The organism is Nocardia transvalensis NBRC 15921, from assembly GCF_000308875.1.
GTDB lineage: Bacteria > Actinomycetota > Actinomycetes > Mycobacteriales > Mycobacteriaceae > Nocardia > Nocardia transvalensis.
In genome coordinates this window covers 22,402-46,483 of the sequence record NZ_BAGL01000089.1, presented here as the reverse complement: position 1 = coordinate 46,483, position 24,082 = coordinate 22,402, and the positions used below count along the sequence as shown (strand labels likewise).

Sequence of the window (24,082 nt, the reverse complement as noted above, 5' to 3'; positions counted from 1 at the left end):
AAGGACGAGCTGTTCATCGATCCCGACCAGCGCCGCAAGGTCGACATGATGGGCGGGATACCGGTGTTTCGCGGTAAGGATCACGGCATTCGCGCGGTGAACGCGGCGGGGCAGCGGATGATCGACGTGTGCGCCGAGCGGATGGCGCGCGGCGACGCGGTCGCGGTCTTTCCCGAGGGCACCTGCAACGACGTCGACCCGACCCAGGTCCAGGCCGTCGGCAGCGGCATCGGGCACATCGCGTTCCGGGCGATGAAGCTCGGCGCGCGTCCGGCCCTGGTCAGCCTCGGGCTCAGCTACGGCCCGCGGCCCGATCCGGCGGTGGAACCGACCGCCGACGAGGTGCGGTCGGCGAGTTTCTACTTCGGACCGACCCTGGCCGAACTGCCCGCCCGCCCGGCCGAGATCGCCCGCGTGGTGCGCGACCGGCTACAGCTGGCCCTCGACGGCGCGGTCGCCGCCTACTGAGTGCGCGTCACTGCGGCAGGCCGAACGGTTCCCGCGCTCTCCCCTACTGAGGGCGCGTCATTGCGGCAGGCCGAACCGCTCCCGCGCCCAGTGCGGGACCAGGGCGAGGTATTCGGGCCGGGATTCGACGAAGTGGTGCACCATCGGGCACAGCGGCAGGATCCCGTAGCCCTCGTCCCGGCTGGCGTCCAGCGCCGCCTGGACCAGGGTGTTCGCGTACCCCTGGCCGCTGTAGCGCGGATAGATCTCGGTGTGGACGAAGGCCCGTTCGGCGGCGGTGTCCTGGTACTCCGCGATGCCGGCGAGTCCGCCGTCGACATAGATCTCGAAACGATCGAGCTCCGTGTTGTTGCGCACATCGATCGACATGGCTCGACGCTACTGTGTCGCGGACACAATGTGTCCCGATGTGACGAGTGTTCGCCCGCGGCGGCCGGGTATGTCCCGAGTTGTGACCGGCGGGGGAGCCGCAGAGAATGCTTGTGGTCGCTCGCGAGCGCGGCCGGCCCGACCGGGGAGATGACGCGGATGAAGACACGACGGACGGCGCGAGCGGTGGCGTGGGCGTGTGCCGCCTTTCTGGCCGTGCAGCCGGCCGGAGTGGCGGGCGCCGACGACCGGGCGGCCTTCGGCGAGTGTCCGGACGGCGCGGTGACGCCCGGCGGCGGGGCGGAATGCGCGGTGGTCTCGGTTCCCCGCGACTACGCGGACGCCGGCGGACCGCGAATCGAGCTGACCGTCAGCCGGATTCGCGCCACGGGGGAGCGGAACGGCACGATCTTCGCCAATCCGGGCGGTCCCGGCGCCGACTCGCTGGACTTCTGGTCCCGGCGCTCCGCGGGGCTGCCCGCCGAGATCGGCCGGCACTACGACCGCGTCGCGGTACAGCCGCGCGGGCTGCGCTGGGCGACCCCGCTGGACTGCGGCGCGAACGGTAAGGACCGCGGCGCCACCCGCGCGGCCTGCGACGCCACGCAGCCCGGCTACGTCGCGACCATCACCACCGAGAACACGGCGCGCGATATGGACGCCGTGCGGGACGCGCTCGGGCTGGACCGGATCGACTTCTTCGGGACCTCCTACGGCACGTATCTGGGCGCGGTCTACGCCTCGCTGTTCCCGCAGCGGGTCGACCGCATGGTGCTGGACTCGAGCGTGCATCCGGACTGGGTGTGGAACGAGCAGTTCGCCCAGCAGCAGCTGGCCGGTAAGCAGCGGCTCGACGACCTGTTCACCTGGATCGCCCAGCACGACGGCGAGTACCACCTCGGCGCGACCCCGCTGCGGGTGTACGAGAACTGGGTGCGGATGGTCGTCGCCCAGGGCGGCGGCTGGTACGCCAACCTCACGCCGCCGCCGGCCTCGACCGCCGACCTGCCGGGCGATCTGCCCGCACCGATCGCGGACCTGGCCCGCGACGGCTTCAACGGCGGCCGCGACCAGATCGGGCAGTTGCAGAACCTGATCCGCGCCCTGGCCACGGGCGGTACGTCGGCGCAGGTGCCGATGGTGTCGGCCACCGCGGTCGCCACCTACACCCGGTCGTTCTGGCCCACCTTCGCCCGCGCCATGGCCGATGCCAGCGTCGATCCGACCGATACCCGGCAGTTGCGCGCGATCGAGGATGTGGCGGCTCCCGGCGCCACGGGCCGGAATGTGTTCTCCGCCATCACCTGCAACGAGAACGCGGTGCCGGGGCGCATGGAGCTGCTGGCGGCCGCGGCGGCCACCGTGGCCTCCGGCGGCAATGCCCTCGACGCCCGCGCCGATATGGTGCGCTCCGGCGTGGCCTGCGCCGACTGGGATCCGGTCACGACGCCGGTCGCCATCGCCGACCACGGCCTGCCGACCCCGCCGCTGGTGTTGCAGAGCCGCCACGACGCGGTCACCGAGTACGACGGCGGCCCCGGCATGGCGGCGGCCCTGCGCGGCCACCTGATCACCGTCGAGGGCGGCGACCACGGCACCTTCGGCCGCAACAATCCCACCGTCGACCAGGCCGTTCTCACCTACCTCCGCACCGGCAAGGTCACCATCTCGCACGCCGACCAAGCGCCCATCGACTGAGGGGGGCGGGAATCGTGGTGAACGGGCGGGTGGTGGTGGCGCCGGACAAGTTCAAGGGGTCGGTGTCGGGGCCCGAGGCGGCCGGGGCGCTGGCGGCCGGGATGGTGCGGGCGGCGCCGGGCGTCGAGGTGGTCCGGGCGCCGGTGGCCGATGGCGGGGACGGGACCGTGGACGCGTTTCTGGCGGCCGGGTGGGAGCGGGTCGAGGTCGAGGCCGAGGGGCCGACCGGGGTGCCGGGGCCGACCGCCTATGCGGTGCGGGACGAAACCGCGGTGATCGAGTTGGCGGCCGTGGTGGGGTTGGCGAAACTGCCTGGCGGGCACGCGGATCCGCTGCATGCGAGCACCTACGGGCTGGGGCAGGTGATCGCGCACGCGCTGGATCGGGGTGTGCGCACACTCGTGCTGGGTGTCGGCGGCAGTGCCTCCAGTGACGGTGGTGCGGGCATGCTGCAAGCCTTGGGATTGCGTGTGCTGGATGTGCGCGGTGACGAAGTGCCCAGGGGCGGTGCGGCTCTCGCGCGGGCCGTGGGGGTGGATCGGTCCGGGCTGCATCCGGCCCTCGCCGATATCTCGGTCACCCTGGCGAGCGATGTCGACAACCCTCTGCTCGGAACCCACGGGGCGGTAGCGGTTTTCGCGCCGCAGAAGGGCGCGGATCCGCAGCAGTGCGCGGTACTCGAAGCGGCCCTGGCGAATTGGGCGAAGCTGGTGGATCCCGATGGCGCGGAGCGCCCCGGCGCGGGTGCGGCCGGCGGTACCGGATTCGGGGCGATGGCCGTGCTCGGGGCCGTCGAGAGGTCCGGTATCGATGTCGTCCTGGATCTGATCGGGTTCGAATCCCTGGTGCGCGGAGCGGATCTCGTCGTCACGGGCGAGGGCTCGTTCGACGAGCAGACCCTGCGCGGCAAGGCTCCAATGGGCGTGTGCCGCGCCGCGCTGGCGGCGGGGGTTCCGGTCGTCGCGGTCGCGGGCCGGTGCCCGCTGTCCGAGAACGAGTTACGCGCCGCCGGATTCACGGCCTGCCACACCCTCGCCGAGATCGAACCCGACCCGGCGCGCTCGATGGCGCAGGCCGTGCCCCTCCTCGAGCGAATCGGGGCGGCACTCGCCACGCGCTACCTGGCACCCTGACCCCGCGTCCTGAACCCCACCTCCCGGCACACCCACCTATTTCCTGGCACACCCACCTATTTCCTGGCACACCCTACCTATTTCCTGGCACACCCCACCTATTTCCTGGCACACCCCACCTATTTCCCGGCACACCCCACCTATTTCCCGGCATGCTTTTGGCCGGGATCTCACCTGTGGATTCCGGCCAAAAGCATGCCGGAAACTCTGCGAGCTGCCGGGCGTTCCGGGGTGGGGCGCGGGACTACGCCGTGCTCAGCTCGCACGACAGGACGTGGTCGCGGTGTTTGTCGCCCCATGCCTCCAGGGCGCTGAGGGCTTCGCTCAACTCCTCGCCGCGGGGGGTGAGGGAGTATTCGACGCGTGGGGGGATCTCGGGGTAGATCTCGCGGTGGACTACGCCCGCGGCCTCCAGGTGGCGGAGATTCTCGGCGAGGACCTTCTCGCTGACGCCGGTGAGCAGGCGGCGGATCTGGCCGAAGCGTTGCGGGCCCTCGGCGAGCACCCACATCAGGTGCAGTTTCCACTTGCCGCCGACGACGTCGATGGCGATCGACATTCCGCACACTTCGTGATCCGCGTCACGGCCTGGCTGCACTGCGACCTCCTGAGCAGTTCTCGAACCTCGAGGTAAGCAACCCGACCTCGACGTGCGGTCTTCCCGAGCCTACCTGCGCGGACGACCATCGGGATCCGGCGCCGATCCGAATACGACCATCAGCGAAGGGTTCACGATGTCTCAGCAGTCCCGTTCCGTCACCGTCCTCGGCCTCGGTCCGATGGGGCAGGCGATGGTCAAGCAGTTCCTGGCGGCCGGTGTCGAGGTCACGGTGTGGAACCGCAGCCCGGAGAAGGCCGAGACCATGGCCGCACTCGGCGCCGTGCGGGCCGCGACCGTCGCCGAGGCGCTGGACGCCAACGCGGTGACCGTGGTCAGCCTGACCCACTACGACGCCATGTACGACGTGCTCGGCCCCGCGACCGATCGGCTGGCGGGCAAGGTGATCGTCAATCTGTCCTCCGATTCGCCCGAGAAGGCGCGGGCGGGCGCGGCGTGGGTCCGCTCGCACGGCGCGCAGTTCCTGTCGGGCGGGTTCATGTCGGCGGGCGACAACATCACGCATCCGGCGTCCTACATCTTCTACAGCGGTCCGCGGGAGGTCTTCGACGCGCACGCCGAGTTGTTGCGGCCGCTCAGCCCGCAGGAGTACGTGGGCGCGGACGACGGTGTCGCGCAGGTCTTCTACCAGGCGTTGCTGATCGTCTTCCACCCCTGGATGCTCGCCTTCGATCAGGCGCTCGCGGTGATCCAGCGGTCCGGGCACGATATCGGAAAGTTCCTGCCGTACGCCCAGCGCTCCAGCGAAGCCTTTCCGTTCTTCATGGCCGAGTACGCCGCGGCCGCGCAAGCCGGTGGCTGGGGCGATATCTCGGCCTTCCGGATGATGGACGCCGGTGCGCAGCACATCATCGATGCCAGCGAGGAGGTGGGCGTGGACGCGACGCTGTCCCATACGGCGCAGGGCTTCTGGCGTAAGGCGGTCGCGGCGAGCGAGGAGTCCGGGCGCGCGGTCTCCATCTTCGAGTTGATGCGCGGGAGTGCCGCGTAAAAGGTTTCGGCTCAGGAAGTTTCGCGAACTTGGGCTCAGGCGGATTCGGAGTTCGAACCCAGGCGGGGGAAGGGGGCGGTGGAGAACACGACCTCCACCGCCACTCCGAAATACTCCGAGATCCGCAGCGCCAGATGCAAGCTGGGGCTGTACTCGCCGCGTTCGAGATATCCGACCGTCTGGTAGTGCACGCCCAGCGCCTCGGCCAGCTGCCGCCGCGAGATGCCGCGCTCGGCGCGCAGCATCGCGATGCGGTTGTAGATGATCTCAGTAGGCACGCTGCATCGCCTTCTCGCGGCGCGCCGCCACACTCGACCCGGATTCGCGACGGGCCATGCGCCGCAACACGATCGGCGCGAGAGCCAGGCCCGCGACGGTCCAGATACTCAGCACGCCGAAGGTCTCCCAGTGCCGCCAGGATCGGCCGAGTTCGACCACGGCCGCGTCGCCGTCCAGCAGGGCCGAGCGCATGCCCAGGCCCAGCCAGTAGATGGGGAACACCTGGGCCAGCCCCTGGATCCAGCCGGGCATCGAGGTGATCGGGTAGAAGATGCCGGAGACCGCGATGAGGCCCATGACCGGCATCATGGCGAATCCGACGTTGCGCGGGTTGTCGAATATCGATCCGAAGACCGCGCCCATCGGCAGCGTCGCCAGCACGCCCAGGACGAAGGCCCAGATCAGGGTCACCCACGCGCCGACGTTGTCGAGGTGCAGGCCGCCGACGATGAAGGCGCCGGCCGCCAGCATGACGATCACCTGGACCAGCAGCGTGCCCGCGCTCGTGATGATCTTGCCGATCAGATAGCCGACCATGCCGTTCGGAGTCGCCTTGGCGCGCAACAGGGTTCCGTCCTCGCGGTCGACGCTCAGGAACTGCGCGATGCCCATGATGCCGCTGGAGGCCACCAGCATGCCCACCACGCCCGGCAGCGCCAGCGCGCCCAGCCCGATCCCGGTATCCCCGAAGCTGCTGTCGCGCATGAAGAACAGCACCACCAGGATGACCACGGGCCAGAAGTACTGCATGAACAGGTCCTGGCCGTTGGTGAGCATCTGGCGGATCTCGATGAGTCCGCGCGCCACCCCGGCGCGCGCGGCCACCAGCGTCGGTGTCATCGGGTCACCTCCTCGAGGGTGTGGATCTCGGCGTCGTCCTGCCCGGATTCGAAGCGCTGCACCAATGTCATATACGTGTCCTCCAGCGACGCGCGGCGCACCTCCAATTCGCCGATGGCCTCGCCGTACTGTTTGAACAGCTCGTAGACGAATTTGGTGGACTCCGTGGTGGTGTGGACGAAGCGCTGACCGTCGCGGGTCCACTTCACCTCGGCCTCGCCCGCGATGCGGCGCGACAGCTCGTCGGCCGAACCGTCGGCGATGATCCGCCCGCCGGCCAGCACGAGGATCCGGTCGGCGAGTTTCTCCGCCTCGTCCAGATCGTGGGTGGTGAGCATGATCGTGGTCTGCTCGTCGTCGGCGAGATGGTGCATCAGGTCATGGAATTCGCGGCGCGCCTGCGGGTCGAAGCCCGCGGTCGGCTCGTCGAGGAACAGCAGTTCCGGCCGGCCGACGATGCCGATAGCGACGTCGAGGCGGCGGCGCTGCCCGCCGGACAGCCTGCTGATCTTGGTGTCGGCCTGTTCGGTCAGGCCCACGGCGGCGACGAGTTCGTCGGTGTCCCAGGGGCGGGCGATCGCCGGCGTCGAGTACGGGCCGTAATAGGAACCCAGGTGCGACAGCAGTTCTCGCACCCGCCAGCGGCCGTGGTCGCGCCAGGACTGGAGCACCACACCCAGGCGCGCCCGCCACGCCTCGCCGCCGTGCGCGGGATCGGCGCCGAGCACCGAGACCTCGCCGGCCGAGCGCATCCGGAAGCCCTCCAGGATCTCGATCGTGGTGGTCTTTCCCGCCCCGTTCGGGCCCAGCAGCACCAGCACCTCGCCGGCGTGGGCCCGGAATGTCACGTCGTGCAATACATCTCGGGTGCCGTACCGCATCCGCAGACCTTGGACGTCGAGTGCGACGCCGTCGCCTACTGTCATCCCGCCCTCCGTAGCAATCTCAGGATGGGATGTAGCATAACTACTACATTCGGGGGCGGCCAACGATTTTCCCGGCCAAAAGCATGCCGGGAAACGAAGAGTGGGCATGCCGGGAGTAGAGATCGTGTCGGCGCGGTGATTACCTACTGGCGCAGAGGAATTCGATGGCGGCGGCGTAGCCCTGGATTCCCATGCCCGCGACGACGGCGGTGGCTATGGGGGAGATGTAGGAGTGGTGGCGGAACTCCTCGCGGGCGTGGACGTTCGAGATGTGCACCTCGACGATCGGGACCTCGGGGATCACGAGCGCGTCCCGCAATGCGACCGAGGTGTGGGTGAGTCCGCCGGGATTGATCACGATGGCCGATTCGGCGCCCCGCGCGGCGTGGATCCGATCGATCAGCGCGCCTTCCGCATTGGACTGGAACGCGACGATCTCGCGGTCGAAGCGTGCGGCCGTCGCCCGGCACAGGGCCACCACGTCGTCCAGGGTGTCCGAGCCGTACACCTCGGGCTGGCGGGTGCCCAGCATGTTCAGATTCGGGCCGTTGAGCACGAGGATCGGTGCCATGCCGGACACCCTAATCGGGTCACAGCCCGCGCGGCCCCTCGGCACGCAGGTCGTCCACCTTGCGCATGGCCGCACGCAGCTCCGCGAGCCACTCCTCGGCGTGCTGCCCGGCCAGCTTCACCGTCCAGGCCAGGGCGTCGGCGCGGGAGCGGGCGACGCCGGCGTCCACCAGCGTGTCCAGGACCTTGCGCTCCGGCTGGCGCAGCCGGGTCATGACCGGAACGGACAGGTGCGTGAACAGGGTTCGCTCACCCTCGATCGACACGCCCCAGGCGACACTGCGACCGAAACGATTCTGCGCCTCCTGCGCGATCTGCATGCGGTCGAGACGGGTGGACTCGCGGAACCGCGCGACCAGTCCGTCCCGGGTGGCCTGCGGCACCTCGGTGGCCGGGTCGGTGGTCTCGTCGGAGTCGGATTCGGGCCGGGGGAGCGGCAGTTCGCCGATCACCACGATCTCGTCGCGGTCGATCTCGATCACCGGGGGGCCGGTGAACCAGGCCTCCGGCAACCTTCCCGCGAACCAGTCGGGCACCTCGGCGGTATCGGGCAGATCGGCCTGTTGCCAGCCGCCCGTCCGCCCGAATCCCCGGCCTCTCGGTCCGTGTCTCATGGTCGTACCTCGTTTGCATTCGTAGCGTTGTAACAGTGATTACAAGATTACGCCGATTCGGACGCGGCGAATTCGGCTGTGGGAGAACGGCTGTGAGATGGCCGCACAGTGAACACGGCTAACGATTTCGCGACCGGTGGGACGTATGTCGCGGTTCGGGCACTATTCTTATCGCTGAGCATGGAGAATGCGGACGGCGTCAACCGGCGCCGGGTCCGTTTTTATCGGGTACCGTTGGTCTTGTTGCTGGAGTGACAAGAGTGAAGAGTGGGCGACATGGATGTGTGGGGATCCCGCCGCTTTCGCGTTCGGGGCGCAGCGGCACTAGCGGGCGCGGTCGCCTTGGTGATCGCGCTGGGATCGTGCGGCCTGAACGACAAGCCGAACAGTCCCGAGGCCGTCGTCAAGAAGTTTGCCCAATTGCTGGACGAACGCGACGCCAAGGGCGCCGCCCAGCTGACCTCGTACCCCAACGGCGCCGAGGCGACACTCCAGCAGATCTTCGACGGGCTCAATCCCGGCAAACCGGATTACCAGCTCGCCCAGTACATCGGCCTGGACGGCGATTCGGCGATGTTCAACCTCAAGGCCGATTGGAACTTCGGCCCCGGTAAGGACTGGAGCTACGATCTGCAGGGCTCGATTCACAAGCTCGCGATCGGCTGGCGAATCTCCTGGGACCCGAATGTGGTCGTCCCGCAACTGGACAACGGGCGCACGGTCAAGCTGTCGCGCACCGACGCGCCGCCGCCCAAGGTCAACGACAACGCCGGCAACACGCTGATGGCCGAACAGGTCATCAATGTCGTGAAGGTCGATCCCACCAAGACGGGCGATCCGGTCGGCTCGACGAATGCCCTGGCCGATGCCATCGCCCCGGTCGCGCCGCTGATCACCGGGCCCTCACTCATGCAGCAGCTGGGGTCCGCGCAGGGTAAGCCCATCGTGGCGGTGCAGCTGCGCGAGGACGACTTCGCCATTCTCGAACCGCGGATGGCCGCCATTCCGGGCGTGGTGATGGAGAAGCAGCCGCGCCTGATCGTGACCGACCGCCGGATCTTCTCGCCGCTGACGGACGCGTTCCGCAAGGTGTGGCAGGAAAATCGGGATCAGCACGCGGGCTGGGGCGTGAAGCTGTTCGAGCCCGACGGCCGTCAGGTCACGCAGCTCGCCGGACAGCAGGGACCGCCCGGACCGGACATCGCCTCCACGCTGGACCAGCGGTTGCAGCGGGCCGCGGAGGACGCGGTGGTCAGTGTCGGCACGCCGGCCTCGATCGTGGCCATGCAGCCGTCCACGGGCGCCGTCGTGGCCGCCGCCCAGAACACCTACGCGACCGAGCAGGGTGCGGTGGCCTTCACCGGCGCCTATCCGGCCGGCGGCACCACCGAGCTGTTCAAGCAGGCCGCGGCGATCGTGAAGAAGAAGGCGCCGCAGGACGTCTCGGTGCAGGATGCGGCGGAGGCCGCGGCCATGCTCGGCGTCGGTATCGGGTTCAAGGTGCCGGGGCTCGATCAGACGACGGGCCGGTTGCCGATCGGCGGACGCGGGGTCGAGCAGGTGCGCCAGGGCAGCAACGACCCGATCCTGGCGAGTCCGTTCGGCATGGCCGTGGCCGCGTCGACCATCGCGCGGGGCTCGGTCGCGCCGCCGATGATCGAGATCGGCCGCCCGGCCACCACCGAGGCCGAGCTGTCGGCGCTCCCCGATCCGGTGGTGCAGCAACTGCGCCGCATGCTCACCGACGATGCCGCGGGCGGGCCCGAACTGGCCGCGCTGCGCCGCTACGCCGGAGTCACCGCCTACGCGGCAACCGCCGGAACCAGCGGCTGGCTCCTCGCCAACATGGGCGACCTGGCCTTCGCCATCCACATCGACGACGCCGACAGCGGCGACGCCACCGCCCGCATGGCCGCCCGCATGCTCCAAGCCCTGGCAGCACCGGACGACAAGTAGAACCGCCCGCATCCGGCCACGGTTTTCCGGCATGCTTTCGGCCGGAATCTTGCGGTGGATTCCGGCCGAAAGCATGCCGGAAAAATAGGGTGGGGGTGGTCAGCGGAGGGCGCGCCAGGCCGCTCGCCAGCCCAGCAGGAACAGGGCGAGGACGGTCGCGGCGACGAGGATGAAGCTGAATGCCGTGCCCTGGCCGCTCACTACCCGCAGGATCATGCCGATGATCAGGGTGGACAGCCAGATCACGACACCGGCCGGCCACAGTGTGCCGATGTCGAACCGGCGCATGGCGTCGAGCTGACCGCGCGCCGACAGCCAGGCTGCCAGGAGCCAGCCGATGATCAGGCCGGTGCCGAAGGGCCACAGGGTGCGGAGGAGGCCCGGGAAGACGGCCTCGTCGTGGCTGCGCCGGCCGACCATGCAGAACACGATCACCAGCAGGATGTCGACCGCGAACGGCGCCAGTTTCCTCACGCGGGACAGGGTAGTGAAGCGAATCGGCAGCTCGGCGAGGGATACCCGTCAGCTCGCGGCGCCGGGCTCCTCGCGGTCGGGCTCGTCGTCGCGCCGGTCCTCGCGCGGCCGCCGTTCGTTCAGCAGCCGCTGCTCGGCCAGGATCGCCGAGCGGCGTTCGAACTCCTTCTCGAATTCCGCGTCCTCCGCCTGCGGCTTGCGGAACAGGAACGCGAAGACGATCCAGCCGATGATCGCCACCAGGATGAAGCTCACCATGCGGTAGACGAACGCCGCCGCGACCGCCTGCGCCGCGGGCAGTCCGGCCGCCGCGGTGAGGCTGTAGACCAGCGTGGCGTCCACGTAGACGATGCCGCCGGGAGCGAACGGTATGGTGCCGACCGCCTTGCCGACGCTGAACGCGATCATCAGTCCGGCCCAGCGCGGATCGGCGCCGACGGCGTAGCAGGCCGCACCCAGGCAGGCCACATCGCCGAGCCGGTGCACCAGCGCCCACACCGCGACCAGGGCGCCGTCGCGCCGGCCCAGGTCCACCGACTCCAGCTGGTGCAGGACCTCGTGGATCTTGTCCATGCCGTCGTCGGCCGGATGCCGCCGAATCCGGTTGACCAGATGCAGGATCCGCCGGGCCAGCGACTCCAGCGCGCCCGGATTCCCGGCGACGTGATTGCCCGCCCAGATCAACGCGATCACCGCGGCCACCGGCAGCACCAGCTTCCACGGCCCGACCTGATCGCCGACCAGGACCGCGCCGCCGACGCCCAGCAGCACCATGCCGGCCGCCGCGACCACGCCCGACATCACCAGCTGCCAGGACGCGACGATCGGGCTCGCGCCCCAGCGCCGGGTCTGGCGGTAGGTGAAGGCGGTGGAGAACACCTGCCCGGCCGGCAGCGTCACCGACATGGCGGTGGCGCCGTAGACGACCGCGACGGATTTGCGCTGGCTGACCGTCACCCCGCCGGCGCGCAGGAGTTGTTTCTGGATCCGGCCGAAACCGCTCATCGACGCGGCCTGCATGACGATGCAGGCCGCCACCCAGCCCCAATGGATTTCGGTCAGATTGCGCCAGGAATCGTGCAAACGCGGCCACAGATAAACGCCCTCGGCGATCAGCAACGCCGACAATGCGAGTCCGAGAACCCATTTCAACCACCAGAACCGGCCCCGGCTGCCCCCTTCGGCGGGCGAGGCCGGTTCGCCGGTTAGTTCACCATGGGCCCTCACGTCCGTCAGCCTAACCAACGGTCGTTATGGGAGCAGCCCCCTGGTTTCGCCGCCGCGCGTCGGGCGTGGTTGTGAACTGTTTAGTCCAGAACTGTATCCGACCGCAGTTCGGTGTCGTCGGAATCCGCGTCGGCGGCCTTCTCGGCGACGGGCTTCGGCCAGGCCAGAAGCGTTTTCCGGCGGCGTCCGCGCAGCTGGACCTCGTCGCCGGATTCCCAGAATCGCTGTTCGCGGGCGTCCGCGAAATACAGCGCGCTGCCCGAGCCGAGCACCCGGCCCGGGGAGTCCTTGGCCAGCTCGGTCAGCCGCGACGCCTCGTTCACCGGATCGCCGATCACCGTGTATTCGAAACGATTTGCCGCGCCGATATTCCCGGCCACCGCCAGCCCCGCCGACACGCCGATGCCGATATCCAGGCCCGGCACCTCGCGTAGCGCCTCGCGCAGTTCCCGGGCCGCGGTGAGCGCCGCGGTCGGCGCGTCCGGCCGGTCCAGCGGCGCGCCGAATATGGCCAGCGCGGCGTCGCCGACGAATTTGTTGATGAGGCCGTTGTTGCGGTCGACGACATCGACGACGACCCGGAAGAACTCGTTGAGCAGGCTGACCACCTCGGTCGGCGGCCTTTCCGCGGCGGTCGCGGTGGAGCCGACCATATCCACGAACAGCACCGCGACGAACCGGGTCTCGCCGCCGAGTTCGGTGCCGTACTCCAGGGCGCGGCGCGCGACCTCCTCGCCGACGTGCTGGCCGAACAGTTCCTGCAACTCGCGGCGCTGGGCGGCCTCGCCCATCATCCGGTTGAATCCGACCTGAAGCAGCCCGATCTCGCTGCCGTCGAACACCTCGACCTGCACGTCCCGCGCGCCCTCCTGCACCCGGTCGATGGCCCGCGAGAGCTGGCGCACCGGATCGGAGATGCTGGAGGCGGTCAGCATCGACAGCGCCAGGGCCTGCATGATCACGACACCGCACAGCAGCAGGATCGAGATCGCCAGCGACTGCGCGGAGAAATGCACCTGCGAGGTGATCTGGGTGACGCACAGCAGCACGATCGCGATCGTCGGCGCGAACGTGCCCATCCCCCAGGTCATGCCCATGCGGGTGCCGACGCCGGGGGTGAGGGTGTGGTCGAAGGTGCCGGTGGACAGCGCGTGCGCCGCGACGGGTCGCAGGATGCGTTCGCCGAGCATGTAGGTGAACCCGAACACGATCGTGGCGGCCATGCACTCGGTGACGATGACCGCACCGGCCAGTTCGGGTGTGTCCACGATGATCGTCGCGGCCAGGACGCCGCCGCCGACCAGCCACAACGTCAGATGCACGATGGCCTGGCGCAACGGGGCGTGCAGCGCCGCCATCTGCTCCTGGCGGCTCGGCGGCCCGCCGCGCAGCTGCCAGCGCATGACCGGGCGCAACATCAGCGCCGACGCGGTCACGCTCAGCGCGCCGCCGACCACGAACACCGTGACCGGAACCAGCAGGCCGGTGCGGCGCACACCCGTCGGCGAGCCCTCCGGGGAGGGCAGGCCGTACTGGATGAACGCGTACACCAGAATCGCACCGAAGGCATTGGCCGCCAGCATCGATGCGAGGTACAGCGGCCAGCGCGTTCGCATGGTCTGTTTGACCGCTAACAGGGGCGCCGACACGCAGACCAATCTAGCGTTCCGAGTCGTTCAGGATGGGTGCGGCCGGTCCGTTCCGCGCGCTCACGTGCCGCTGTCGGCCGGTACGGTTAGGCTCGCGGCGTGAGTGACGCGGGGAACAGCGGTGGCGCGACGACCGGCGCCGCCGGGGAGGCAGCCGGCGGGGGCGCGCCCGTCGCCGAGCGCAAACGCGGGGGGCCCGAGGTGGTGCACCCGCTGGTGCGCGAGGCCGCCGAATGGTGCTGGCGGCTGCTGATCATCCTGATCGCGGTGCTGGCCTTCGCCTATCTCGCGCAGCGCCTGACCACCGTCGTCATCCCGACCGCGATCGCGCTGCTGCTGGCGGCACTGCTGTCGCCGCTGGTGGATTGGATGCAGCGGATGGGGCTGCCGCGGTCGGTCGCGGTTCTCGTCGCGCTGATCGGGTCGCTCGGATTGCTGGCGGGCATCTTCACCTTCGTCATCGAGCAGTTCGTCAACGGCCTGCCGCAGTTGACCGACGAGTTCAAGACCAGCATCCACACCATTCAGGACTGGCTGATCAACGGCCCGATGCACCTGAGCGACGACCAGATCCGCAATGCCGGCAACACCATCATCAAAACCCTGGAGTCCAACCAGGATTCGCTGACCAGCGGCGCGCTGACCACCGCGACGGCGATCGGCGAGTTCCTCACCGGTGTCTTCCTGACCCTGTTCATCACCATCTTCTTCCTCTACGGCGGCGATCAGATCTGGGAGTTCGTCACCCGGATCGTCCCGACCCCGCAGCGCGAGCGGGTGCGCACGGCCGGGCGGCTCGGATTCGGGACGCTGATCGGATTCGTGCGCGCGACCGTGGTGGTGGCCGCGGTGGACGCCATCGGCATCGGGGCGGGGCTGGCGATCCTGCACGTCCCGCTGGCGTTGCCGCTGGCCTCGCTGGTGTTCATCGGCGCGTTCATCCCGATCATCGGGTCGGTACTGGCCGGATCGGTCGCGGTATTCCTGGCCTTGATGACCAAGGGCCTGGTCACGGCCCTGATCGTGCTGGGTATCACGATCGCGGTGATGCAGCTGGAAAGCCATGTGCTGCAACCGCTGCTGCTGGGCCGGGCGGTGCGGATCCATCCGCTGGCCGTCGTGCTGGCGATCACCGCGGGCGTGGTGCTGGCGGGTATCGCGGGCGGTCTGCTGGCGGTGCCGTTCGTGGCCGTGCTGAATACGGCCATCCGTTCGCTGCTGGCCGACACGCCCGAGGAGTTGTACCAGGAACTCAACACCGGCGAGGAGGGCGAACCGATGTTCCACGCCACGCCCGACACGCCCGTCGAGGGCCGCTATACGTTGCCCGACCCCGAGGGTGGTTCCGCCTCGTCCGATCCCCCGGAGCGGGCGGGCACTACCGCCGCGGGTGGTGGGGGAACTACGGGTGCGGGCGGTGGGGGCACCACGGAGTCGGGTGGTGGTGGAACTACGGGTGCGGGCGGTGGGGGCACCACGGAGTCGGGTGGTGGAGGAACCACGGGGTCGGGCGGCGGAGGAACCACGGGGTCGGGCCGTGGGGGAACTAAGGGTGCGGGCGGCGGGGGAACTACGGATTCGGGCCGTGGGGGAACTACGGAGTCGGGCGGTGGAGGAACCACCGATGCGGGCGATACCTGAGCGCGAATCGGACACTGTCGCCACTGCGCCACTGTGGCGGGCGGCGCAGGCGTTCCGCCTGGTCACCGTGCTGTACGCGGTGGGGCAGCAGTTCGCCTCGGTGGATTCCTATCGCGCGCCGGAGCTGAGCTGGGCGCTGATCGGCGCGCTGGTGGCGTGGTCGATCGTGTCGGCGGTGCTGCTGTCGCGATGGGCCGATCCGGAGTCGGCGCGGCTGCGCACCGCGGTGGTGCTCGGCGACCACGCGGTGGTGATCGCGCTCATGGCCGCCACCCGGCTCGTCGCCGACTACGACTGGTATCACGGGCACCAGACGCTGCCGACCACGCTGTGGGCCGCCAATGCCGTGATGTCCGCGGCGATTCTGTGGGGCCCGATCGGCGGCGTGCTGTCGGGCGTGCTGATCTCGGCCGTGAGCATCGTCGTGCGGGAGCAGTGGGAACTGGATCTGTGGAGCGATGCCACCGCGCCGGTGCTGGTGTCGGTGGGTCTCGCGATCGGCCTGGCCGCCAATACCGCGCGCCGCGCCCAGCGGCAATTGCAGGCCGCGGTCCGTCTCACCGCGGCGGCCGAGGAGCGGGAACGACTGGCGCGCGAGGTGCACGACGGGGTGCTGCAGGTGCTCAGCTACATCAAACGCCGCGGCGCCGAGATAGGCGGCGGCACGGCCGAATTGGCCCGTCGGGCCGGCGAGCAGGAGGTCGCGCTGCGGGTGCTGATCTCCGAACAGGGCGGTCCGCCGCGAACCGTCGGCGCGCAGGTCGATCTGCGACCGGCCCTGACAGCGCAGGCGTCCCCGGCGGTCTTCGTCTCCACGCCGGGTGAGCCGGTTCCGGTCGGCGAGTGGACGGCCCGCGAGATCGCGGCGGCCGTCGCCGAATGCCTCTCCAATACCGCGTCGCACGCCGGTTCCGGCGCGAAGGCGTACGTGCTGCTGGAGGATGTGGGTGACGCCGTGGTGGTCAGCGTCCGCGACGACGGGCCGGGCATCGCGCCCGGACGGCTGGCCGCCGCCACCGCCGAGGGCCGGATGGGCGTCTCGCGCTCGATCGTCGGCCGGATCGAGGCGGCGGGCGGCGTCGCGGACCTGCTGACCGCGGACGACGGCACGGAGTGGGAGTTCCGGGTGCCGCGCGGCGCCGGAGAGCCGGAGGTGAACCGATGACCGAAGAGCCTGCCGCCGGGGATATCTCGGTGATGGTGGTGGACGACCACCCGATGTGGCGCGACGGCGTCTCGCGCGATCTCGCCGAGGCCGGCTTCCGGGTCACCGCCACGGCGGACGGCGTCGCCGCGGCCACCCGGCGCGCCGCGGCGGTGCAACCTGCCGTCGTCCTCATGGATATGCAGCTGCCCGACGGCAACGGCGCTCAGGCCACCGCCGAGATCCTGCGGGTCTCGCCGGACAGCCGGGTGCTGGTGCTGTCCGCCTCGGCCGAACGCGGCGATGTGCTCGACGCCATCAAGGCCGGCGCCACCGGCTACCTGGTGAAGAGCGCCTCGGCGGCGGAACTCGTCGCCGCCGTGCATGCCACCGCCGCCGGTCAAGCGGTGTTCACGCCCGGTCTGGCGGGGCTGGTGCTCGGCGAGTACCGGCGCATCGCCAACGCACCCGCCGACCGCGACGAACCCCACCGCCCGGCCCTCACCGACCGCGAGACCGAGGTGTTGCGCCTGGTCGCCAAGGGCCTGTCCGCGAAACAGATCGCCACCCGCCTGAGCCTGAGCCACCGCACGGTCGAGAACCACGTGCAGGCCACCCTCCGCAAACTCCAGCTCGCCAACCGGGTGGAACTCACCCGCTACGCGATAGAGCAGGGTCTCGAGTAGCGCGATAGAGCAGGTTCGGAGTACGACGCGAGGTCGTCCCCGAGATCAGGGATTGCCCTGATGTGCGGGAACACCGCCGTCGGTACCCTCGAACGCATGGGCGGTGAGACGGTTTCGACTCCGGGGACACGGTCTGTGCCGGAGCCCGGAGGTGCGGTGGGCGACCGCGATCTGCGGGTGTCCGATGCCGAGCGGGAGCATGTCGGCATGCTGCTGCAGCGGGCGGTCGGGCTCGGGATGCTGTCGCTCGGCGAGTTCACCGAGCGGATGGATACCGCGCTGGCTGCCAAGACCCGCGGTGAGCTGAATGCCGTGCTGGTCGATCTGCCGGGCATCCGGATGGCGGGACAGCCGGGCCCGAATCCCTATCCGAATCCCGCCGGCCCCGCGCCGCGCCGGCCCTCCTACGGGCCCCCGCGTGCGGCCCCGGTCTCTTCGGGCGACACCATCCGCGCGCGGCTGTCCAGCGTGACGCGCAAGGGTCGCTGGCAGGTCCCGCCGGTCCTCTACCTCGCCAACCAGCTGTCGGGCGTGACCCTGGACTTCACCCAGGCGATCATGTCGACCCAGGTGGTGGAGCTGCGGGTGGACGACTTCTGCAGTTCGCTCACGCTGATCGTGCCGGGCGAGGCCACGGTCGACCTCAACGGTCTCGACCTGATCGGCTCCAGCGCCAACAACAAGGTGCGCACCGGTCCGCCCATCGGCGCGCTGCACCTGGTGGTGCAGGGCCGCACGCGCTTCGGCTCCGTCACGGCCAAGCAGCCGTTCGGCGCTCAGTGGCGCCGGTTGATGTCGGGGTTCTGATACCGGCGGGTAGCCTCGTCCCATGGCGCGCGGCATGGCGGAAGTGACCGAACCGGATCCGTACTACGCTGCGGGACAAGGCGATCCGCTGCTGCTGTTGCACGGGCTGCTGCTCACGTGGGAGTCGTGGGGCGGGGTGCTCGACGAATTGCGCCGGGACTACGCGGTTTTCGCGCCGACCCTACCGGGCCATCGGGGTGGGCCACCGGTGCGGCGTCCGGCCACCTTCACCGCGCTGGCCGATTTCGTGGAGCGGATCCTGGACGAAAGAGGTTGGCAGACAGCACATCTTGCTGGTAATTCGCTGGGCGGCTGGCTGGCGCTGGAACTCGCCGCGCGGGGCCGTGCGCGGTCGGTGACGGCCATCGCTCCCGGCGGCATGTGGGACGCCGACACCCGCACCGCCGCGCAGCTGGTGCGCCGATATCGCGCCTTCGCCCCGGTGATCGGCGTCGGTTCGGGGCGGGCCCGCGCCATGGCCCGCAGCCTGGTGATTCCGCTGCTGTCCTACCGTCCGGCGAGCGTGCCGCACCGCTTGGCCGCCGCCGTCGCGGCCGCCCCGGCCCAGTGCGACATCGTCGACGACCTGATCGAAGATCCCGCCCTCCCCGCGGGTTTCACGCGCTTCGCGGATATCACGGTCCCCGTCACCCTCCTGTACTGCGAGCACGACCGCGTCCTCCCACCCCGCCGCCACACCACCCCGGCCACCACCGCCACCCTCGAGTCCCGCACCCTCCCCGCCGTAGGCCACGTCCCCATGCTCGAGGCCCCCACCCTGATAGCCGCCGAAATCCGCGCCGCCACAACCCACACCGAATCCCCCCTCCACACCTGAGCACCACGCCGCCCCTCAGATCAGCCCGGAAACCCCTCCGCGCCACGCCTTTCCCTGTGCGGATTTCGCCGACACCGGCGATTCAGCCACCCCCGTTGTCTACCCGGCCACTGCGCCAACCCCACCCGGTCGCGCCAACGCACTACCGGAGCGTGACGCCAACCCGCTACCGAAACGCGACAACCCAACTACTCGACCGCTAGGCAACGGCTGCACCTACGCGCTGTACCGACCTACGACCTGAGCGCCGCGCCAACCACTACGTGAGCGTTGCGGCCTCCACCTCGTGAGCGTTGCGGCCTCCACCTCGTGAGCGTTGCGGCCTCCACCTCGTGAGCGTTGCGGCCTCCACCTCGTGAGCGTTGCGGCCTCCACTACGTGAGCGCTGCGACCCCCACGACCTGAGCGCTGCGACCCCCACTACCTGAGCGCTGCGACACCCACTACCTGAGCGCTGCGACACCCACTACCTGAGCGCTTTTGGCTCAGGTCAGTCGCGGTTCTGGCGGCGGAGTAGTTCGTTGACGCTGACCGTGCGGCCCGGGGTGCCGTGGTGTTTGCCCTCGTCGGGGTCGGGTTCGGGGCGGCGGCGGGAGGAGCGGAGGTCGGCCATCCAGCGCTCGATGCTGTTGCGGCTGGTGTCGCCGGCCTCGGGCGGGTCCGCGGGGTGTTCCTCCGGGGCGGGGGCGGGATCCGGTGCGGGAGCCTCGGATTCGTGATGTGGCGCGGGCTCCTCATGCGGGAACTGCTGGGCGCGGCTGGCCGGATGGGGCGCCACCGGCGGCGGCGTCTTCGGCTGCGGCGGCAGGACGCGGGGCGTCGTGCCGACCGGGGCGGTGGGCTGGGTCTCCGTGGAATCGCCCGGATCCGACGGATCCCGCGGCACCGTCCGCGGCGGCAGCGGCGGACGCGGCGTGGACACCGAGGGCGGCGTCGAGATCGACGGCGGCGTGGCCGGACCCGAATCCTCCGGCGTCACGTCCGTCACCTCGGTCAGCGGGGTCAGCCCGATGACGCCCGACTGCGGTTCGATCGCCCGCGGCAGTTTCAGATTCGTCTGCGGGGTGGTCTGCGGCGCGAACGGTTCCGGCGGCGGCGTCGAATCCTCTTCTCCGGTACCGAAATTCAGCAGCGGCGCGGATGCCTGCGACGCACCGGTCACCGCGCCGGTATCGCCCGGCTTGATCGCCCCGAGCTGCTGCGTCGGCGCGTCGCCGTCCACACCGCCGATGAAGCGGGCCCGCTTGGGCTTCTTCTTCCGCGGCGGCTTGGCGGGGGTGCCGTCGGCCAGCACCGGAATCTGCAGCGTCACCGGATCGGTGACCGGCGTGGTCTTCACCAGGTCGACCAGTTCGTCGCTGCCGGGGCGCTCGTCGTCGAGGATGGGTTCGCCCAGGCCGATCTTCTGCTGAATCTTCTTCATCCACTTGGGCGCCCACCAGCAGTCGTCGCCGAGGAGTTTCATGGTGGCGGGGACGAGGAGCATGCGCAGGACGGTGGCGTCGATGAACAGCGCGGCGATCATGCCGTAGGCGATGTACTGCATCATCACGAGGTCGGAGAAGGCGAAGGCGCCGGTGACCACGAGCAGGATGAGGGCGGCGGCGGTGATGATGCGGCCGGTCTGGGCGGTGCCGATGCGGACGGCTTCGGTGGTGCTGGCGCCTTGGGTGCGGGCTTCGACCATGCGGGAGAGCAGGAAGACCTCGTAGTCGGTGGACAGGCCGTAGATGATCGCGATGATCAGGACCAGGACCGGTGACATGATCGGTTGTGGTGTGAAGTTGAGTAGTCCGGCGGCGTGTCCGTCGACGAAGATCCAGGTGAGGATGCCGAGGGTGGAGCCGAGGCCGAGCGCGCTCATGAGGGCGGCCTTGATGGGCAGGACCAGTGAGCCGAAGGTCAGGAACATGAGCAGCGTCGTGACGAGTACGACGAGCGCGATCATCAGCGGCATGCGCGACAGCAGCGCGTCGATACTGTCCTTCTGGATAGCCGGTTGCCCGGTCACCATGAACTGCATGTCGTCGGGGACCGCGACGTTGTCGCGCAGATAGCCGATCGCCTCGTCGGCGGTCGTCGTATCGGCGTCCACCAGCGTCGCCTGCGTCGCCCACACGTTGGACCCGCTCGGCGGCGAATCCGGGGTCTTGAACTTGGTGGCCAGCCCCGGCGCCTGGTTCGCCTCCTTGAGGACGCTGTAGATGCCGCTGGGGTTGTCGGTGACCATGACCAGTTGCAGCGGATTCGACCGGTACTGCGGGAACAGCTGGTCGAACTTCTCCTGCGCCACGCGGGTCGGATTGTCCGGCGGCAGATAGGTTTCGCTGATACCGCCGAACTTCAGATCCTTCACGGGGATGATCAGCAGCAACAGCAGGATGCACAGCGGGATCGCGACCTTCAGCGGGTGCTTCATCACCCACTGCGTGCTCTTGCCCCAGAAACCGTTCTCGATCTCCTCGGCGGTCTTGGTCTTGCGGAACCACTTGAGCCCCAGCATGTCCACGCGCCGGCCGAGGATGGCGAGGATCGCGGGCAGCACGGTGAGCGCGGTCAGCGCCGCGAGCAGCACCGTCGCGATCGTGCCGTACGCCACCGACTTCAGGAAGCCCTGCGGGAACAGCAGCATGCCCGCGCTGGCCGCGATGATCATGGTGGCCGACATGGCCACCGTGCGGCCCGCGGTCATCACCGATCGGCGCACGGCCGCCCGGGTGCTGTAGCCCTCGGCGAGTTCCTCGCGGAAACGGCTGACTATGAACAGGCCGTAGTCGATGGCCAGGCCGAGGCCGATCATCGAGACGACCGGGCTGACGAACGAGTTCACCTCGGTGAACTTCGTGATCGCCATGACGATGCCGTTCGCGCCGAGCACCGTCAGACCACCGACGATCAGCGGCAGCGCGGCGGCGACGACACCGCCGAAGATGAAGAACAGCAGCACCGCGACCACGGGGATGGCGATGATCTCCATCCGCTTCTGGTCCTGGGCCATGGTGTCGTTGAGCGTGCCGGACACCGCCTGCATACCCGCGACCTGAACATCCACGCCGGGAATGTCGAAGACATCCTTGACGTCGCGGAAGTTGTTCACCATCTCGGTGTCGTTGGCGCCCTTGATGGCCAGCGTCGCGAAGGTGATCTTCTTGTCCGGCGACGCGACGCCCGTCGTCGTCCATTGGGCGCCGCCGGTGGCCCGCCAGTAGGCGACGTTGACCTTGTCGATCTGGTCGGGATGCTGCTTCGGCAGGGCGACCAGGCTGTCGGTGATCTTGCGGCTGAACTCCGGATCGTCGACGGTCTTCCCGTCCGGCGCGGTGTACAGCACGATGACGTCACCGGTGTGGTCGCGACCGTAGGCCTCGTCCTTCAGCTGCGCGGCCTGCGTCGACTGCGAGGTCGGATCGTCCCAGCCGCTGGCGCTGAGGTGCTTCTCGATGCCGAAGCCGAACCCGCCGAGGGCGAGCAGGGCGGCCACGACCGCAGCGAGGACGAGGAAGCGGAATCTGTAGACCAGGTCGCCCCACCGGGTGAACACTAAGCGACTCCTTGAGCGGGGCGGGAGGTGAGCAGGGCCGACAGCGGCCGGAAGGGCTGCAGCCAGGCTCCCTCTTCGGGCAGCGAGTCGAGGGAGACCCGGGGGAGCGGTTCGCGGAACACACCCGGTATGTCCTCGAGGTCGATGAACTCGAGGATATCGGACGTCACCGCCCAGCTGGCATGCTCACGGAATCCCAATACCTGAACCGGGATTCCGCTCGCCGCGAGCTCCTCGAGCGGCTCGCGGAAGGCCTGGCCGTCGGCGGAGGCGACCATGATGCCGGCCAGCCCCGCGCCGCTGCGGCGCATCTCGATATGGGCCAGCATGTCGCTGTCGACGTCGGAGTCCTCGTCGATCTTGGGCTTGGCGAAGACCGCGTAACCCACGTTGCGCAGCGCCTCCACCCAGGGGCGCACCACGTCGGCGGTGCCGGGCGCGATATTCGTGAAGACCGTCGCCTCGGCCTCGACGCGCTGCACGCTGCCCACCGACAGTTCGGCGGTGCGGGCGAGCAGCCATCGGCCGAGCGCGTCGAACCGCGGCCGGTACGCCGCGGTGGGCCGGCCGCCCAGGATCGCGCCCAGGCCCATATCGAGGTTGGGCGCGTCCCACACGAGCAGCACCCGGCGCACGTCGGTCGGGCTGCCGCCCGAACCGGAGGAGCCGGTATTCGCCTCCGAGGCGGCGCCGTGCATGATCCCGGAAACATCCATGACCCCGTGGGCCATCTCGCTCACGCTCATGACCGGGCCTCGCTGACACTCGGCATGGTCATGGCCGCGGCCACGGCTGAGCTAATTGGTCGCTCGTTGCGCTCGCTCATAAGTCGATCTTCCCCCAAATGAGCTCGGTGATGGCGCTTCCGGCGCGATGTGCCTTGCTTTCGAACTTGGTGACGGGCCGGTCGAAGCCGATCGGGGCGGTGCGGCGGAAGGTCTCCGCATCGCCGCCCGCGGCCTCGTTCATGCCGACGAGCTGGGGTTCTGCCGCGCCGACCGCCGCGATGTGCTCGGCGTAGCCGGCGTGGTCCGTCGCGACGTGCAACACGCCGCCGGTGCGCAGCCTACTGGCGATCAGGGCCATCGTCTCCGGCTGCAGCAGCCGCCGCTTGTGGTGGCGGGCCTTCGGCCAGGGATCGGGGAAGAAGACGCGAACGCCTGTGAGCGAATCTTCGGCAATCATGTTTTCGAGGACGTCGACGGCATCGCCGCGTAGCAGCCGGACGTTCTCGATGCCCTCGCGCTCGATGCGCTGCACCAGCTGGGCCAGGCCCGGTTTGTACACCTCGATGCCGATCAGGTCGAACTGCGGTTCGGCCTGTGCCATGGCGGCGGTGGCGGTGCCGGTACCGCAGCCGATCTCGACGATCAGCGGCGCCTCACGGCCGAACCAGGCGGCGGCGTCGAGCGGATCGTCGGACACCTCGCGCCCGATGCGCGGCCACGTTCGCTCCCACGCCTCCTGCTGCGAAGCGGTGAGCGCACCCCGGCGCGACCGGAAGCTCGTCACCCGCGGATACAGGCGAGAACCGGTGGCGTGCCCGGCGGCGGTGGGGTTCGCGGCGTCGTTCACGGCGTCCATTGTCCAGTATTCGATCGTCAGCGCAGCA

At 69.5% G+C, this 24,082-nt stretch carries 22 protein-coding genes and 1 pseudogene; 10 read left to right on the top strand and 13 right to left on the bottom strand.

The genetic code is table 11. The annotated features are described in order from the left end of the window. Positions 1–468: 1-acyl-sn-glycerol-3-phosphate acyltransferase (locus ON41_RS30675; RefSeq protein ID WP_040751584.1), on the top strand; the 468-nt coding region annotated here is incomplete at its 5' end. A gap of 57 nt (positions 469–525) precedes the next feature. Here the strand turns inward: ON41_RS30675 and ON41_RS30670 are convergent. After that, complete coding sequence (locus tag ON41_RS30670) at positions 526–837, bottom strand: GNAT family N-acetyltransferase (RefSeq protein ID WP_040751583.1); 312 nt, start codon at positions 835–837, stop codon at positions 526–528. A gap of 159 nt (positions 838–996) precedes the next feature. On the opposite strand from ON41_RS30670, the gene ON41_RS30665 reads away from it, so the two are divergent. Together ON41_RS30665 and ON41_RS30660 are read left to right on the top strand one after the other, a co-directional pair. Further along, the gene (locus tag ON41_RS30665; protein WP_040751597.1) at positions 997–2,535 is read left to right on the top strand and encodes an alpha/beta hydrolase; all 1,539 of its coding nucleotides are present in this window, start codon (positions 997–999) and stop codon (positions 2,533–2,535) included. Between the two features lie 14 nt (positions 2,536–2,549). Further along, positions 2,550–3,668, top strand: a complete 1,119-nt coding sequence (locus tag ON41_RS30660) for a glycerate kinase (protein WP_246829631.1) — start codon at positions 2,550–2,552, stop codon at positions 3,666–3,668. Between the two features lie 244 nt (positions 3,669–3,912). Here ON41_RS30660 and ON41_RS30655 read toward each other — a convergent pair whose 3' ends face one another. After that, positions 3,913–4,227 (bottom strand): winged helix-turn-helix transcriptional regulator, encoded by a 315-nt coding sequence (locus ON41_RS30655; protein WP_051162834.1) that lies wholly within the window; start codon positions 4,225–4,227, stop codon positions 3,913–3,915. 175 nt (positions 4,228–4,402) lie between these two features. Between ON41_RS30655 and ON41_RS30650 the strand changes: the two genes are divergently transcribed. After that, positions 4,403–5,278: an NAD(P)-dependent oxidoreductase gene (locus ON41_RS30650; protein ID WP_040751581.1), complete on the top strand. Its 876-nt coding sequence runs from the start codon at positions 4,403–4,405 to the stop codon at positions 5,276–5,278. A gap of 35 nt (positions 5,279–5,313) precedes the next feature. Here ON41_RS30650 and ON41_RS30645 read toward each other — a convergent pair whose 3' ends face one another. From ON41_RS30645 to abmR, 5 genes are all read right to left on the bottom strand, one after another. Then, positions 5,314–5,556, bottom strand: coding sequence for a helix-turn-helix transcriptional regulator (locus ON41_RS30645; protein ID WP_051162832.1), 243 nt, complete (start codon positions 5,554–5,556; stop codon positions 5,314–5,316). Further along, a complete protein-coding gene (locus ON41_RS30640) occupies positions 5,546–6,397 on the bottom strand; it encodes an ABC transporter permease (protein WP_040751579.1) in 852 nt (283 codons plus the stop codon). The genes ON41_RS30645 and ON41_RS30640 overlap by 11 nt, the downstream gene beginning before the upstream one ends. Continuing rightward, positions 6,394–7,323 (bottom strand): ABC transporter ATP-binding protein, encoded by a 930-nt coding sequence (locus ON41_RS30635; protein WP_040751578.1) that lies wholly within the window; start codon positions 7,321–7,323, stop codon positions 6,394–6,396. The genes ON41_RS30640 and ON41_RS30635 overlap by 4 nt, the downstream gene beginning before the upstream one ends. A 139-nt stretch (positions 7,324–7,462) precedes the next feature. Then, positions 7,463–7,894, bottom strand: coding sequence for a type II 3-dehydroquinate dehydratase (gene aroQ / locus ON41_RS30630; protein WP_040751577.1), 432 nt, complete (start codon positions 7,892–7,894; stop codon positions 7,463–7,465). Positions 7,895–7,913: 19 nt separating this feature from the next. Next, positions 7,914–8,507, bottom strand: a complete 594-nt coding sequence (gene abmR, locus ON41_RS30625) for an ATP-binding transcription factor AbmR (RefSeq protein ID WP_040751575.1) — start codon at positions 8,505–8,507, stop codon at positions 7,914–7,916. A 276-nt stretch (positions 8,508–8,783) separates the two neighbouring features. On the opposite strand from abmR, the gene ON41_RS30620 reads away from it, so the two are divergent. Further along, on the top strand, positions 8,784–10,463 hold the full coding sequence (locus ON41_RS30620; protein ID WP_051162842.1) for an NTF2-like N-terminal transpeptidase domain-containing protein: 1,680 nt from the start codon (positions 8,784–8,786) through the stop codon (positions 10,461–10,463). A gap of 99 nt (positions 10,464–10,562) precedes the next feature. Here the strand turns inward: ON41_RS30620 and ON41_RS30615 are convergent, their stop codons facing one another. The 3 genes from ON41_RS30615 to ON41_RS30605 form a co-directional block, all read right to left on the bottom strand. Next, positions 10,563–10,883, bottom strand: coding sequence for a DUF3054 domain-containing protein (locus ON41_RS30615; RefSeq protein ID WP_221333228.1), 321 nt, complete (start codon positions 10,881–10,883; stop codon positions 10,563–10,565). 102 nt (positions 10,884–10,985) lie between these two features. Then, entirely contained in the window at positions 10,986–12,164 is a 1,179-nt protein-coding gene (locus ON41_RS30610; RefSeq protein ID WP_083905744.1) for a lysylphosphatidylglycerol synthase transmembrane domain-containing protein, read from the bottom strand. Between the two features lie 80 nt (positions 12,165–12,244). Continuing rightward, positions 12,245–13,780 carry an adenylate/guanylate cyclase domain-containing protein gene (locus tag ON41_RS30605; protein ID WP_051162841.1) on the bottom strand — a complete coding sequence of 512 codons (1,536 nt, stop codon included), beginning with the start codon at positions 13,778–13,780 and terminating at the stop codon, positions 12,245–12,247. Between the two features lie 237 nt (positions 13,781–14,017). Here ON41_RS30605 and ON41_RS30600 point away from each other — a divergent pair. The 5 genes and pseudogenes from ON41_RS30600 to ON41_RS30580 all read left to right on the top strand — a co-directional run. After that, a pseudogene (locus ON41_RS30600) lies at positions 14,018–15,133 on the top strand (AI-2E family transporter); the annotation flags it as partial. A 304-nt stretch (positions 15,134–15,437) separates the two neighbouring features. Beyond that, positions 15,438–16,619 carry a MacS family sensor histidine kinase gene (macS, locus tag ON41_RS30595; protein WP_040751571.1) on the top strand — a complete coding sequence of 394 codons (1,182 nt, stop codon included), beginning with the start codon at positions 15,438–15,440 and terminating at the stop codon, positions 16,617–16,619. Then, positions 16,616–17,284, top strand: coding sequence for a response regulator (locus ON41_RS30590; RefSeq protein ID WP_040751570.1), 669 nt, complete (start codon positions 16,616–16,618; stop codon positions 17,282–17,284). The genes macS and ON41_RS30590 overlap by 4 nt, the downstream gene beginning before the upstream one ends. A 156-nt stretch (positions 17,285–17,440) precedes the next feature. Further along, positions 17,441–18,091, top strand: coding sequence for a DUF1707 SHOCT-like domain-containing protein (locus ON41_RS30585; RefSeq protein WP_040751593.1), 651 nt, complete (start codon positions 17,441–17,443; stop codon positions 18,089–18,091). 22 nt (positions 18,092–18,113) lie between these two features. Next, entirely contained in the window at positions 18,114–18,929 is an 816-nt protein-coding gene (locus ON41_RS30580; RefSeq protein ID WP_051162830.1) for an alpha/beta fold hydrolase, read from the top strand. A 490-nt stretch (positions 18,930–19,419) separates the two neighbouring features. Here the strand turns inward: ON41_RS30580 and ON41_RS30575 are convergent, their stop codons facing one another. The 3 genes from ON41_RS30575 to trmB all read right to left on the bottom strand — a co-directional run bounded on the left by ON41_RS30575 (position 19,420) and on the right by trmB (position 24,054). Then, positions 19,420–22,470 carry an MMPL family transporter gene (locus tag ON41_RS30575; protein WP_040751569.1) on the bottom strand — a complete coding sequence of 1,017 codons (3,051 nt, stop codon included), beginning with the start codon at positions 22,468–22,470 and terminating at the stop codon, positions 19,420–19,422. Then, positions 22,470–23,186, bottom strand: a complete 717-nt coding sequence (locus ON41_RS30570) for an NYN domain-containing protein (protein ID WP_373281374.1) — start codon at positions 23,184–23,186, stop codon at positions 22,470–22,472. The genes ON41_RS30575 and ON41_RS30570 overlap by 1 nt, the downstream gene beginning before the upstream one ends. A gap of 106 nt (positions 23,187–23,292) precedes the next feature. Next, complete coding sequence (gene trmB / locus ON41_RS30565) at positions 23,293–24,054, bottom strand: tRNA (guanosine(46)-N7)-methyltransferase TrmB (protein ID WP_051162828.1); 762 nt, start codon at positions 24,052–24,054, stop codon at positions 23,293–23,295. Positions 24,055–24,082 lie beyond the last annotated feature (28 nt).